Source organism: Pseudohoeflea suaedae (assembly GCF_004354915.1).
Classification (GTDB): domain Bacteria; phylum Pseudomonadota; class Alphaproteobacteria; order Rhizobiales; family Rhizobiaceae; genus Pseudohoeflea; species Pseudohoeflea suaedae.
Genome location: NZ_SMSI01000013.1, coordinates 1 through 455, shown reverse-complemented (window position 1 = coordinate 455; position 455 = coordinate 1). Strand labels below are relative to the sequence as shown.

The window sequence follows — 455 nt, the reverse complement described above, 5'->3', positions numbered from 1 at the left end:
GGCGTCCGCGCCGCCGGCGGCGACACCGTGACCGACGTCACCGACGGCAATCTGGTGGTCGTGACCAGCTACGGCACGCTGACGGTTCTCACTGATGGCTCCTATACCTACCAGGCCAATGCCGACGTCATATCCGCCGATGCCCAGGACGTCTTCGTCTACACCCTCGTCGACGGCGACGGAGACCTCTCGACCACCACGCTGACCATCGATCTCACAGACGTCACACTCGTGGCCGACGACCAGACCGAGACCGTCTACGAGGCAGCGCTCGACACCGTGCAGGACCCGGCAGATCTCGCCGCGGGCACCGTCACCGGTTCCACCCCCCTCGCCACCACCGAGACGGTGACCGGAACGCTCGCCGTGGCCGGAACCGGCGTGACCTACACCCCCGTCTCCACCACCACCGCCCACGGCGCCTTCCAGCTGCTCGCCAATGGCAGCTGGACCTA

At 67.5% G+C, this 455-nt stretch carries 1 protein-coding gene; it reads left to right on the top strand.

Going from position 1 to position 455, the window contains the following annotated elements; translation table 11 throughout:
- On the top strand, nucleotides 1-455 hold a 455-nt coding region (locus tag E2A64_RS17865; RefSeq protein WP_428977508.1), incomplete at both ends, for an Ig-like domain-containing protein.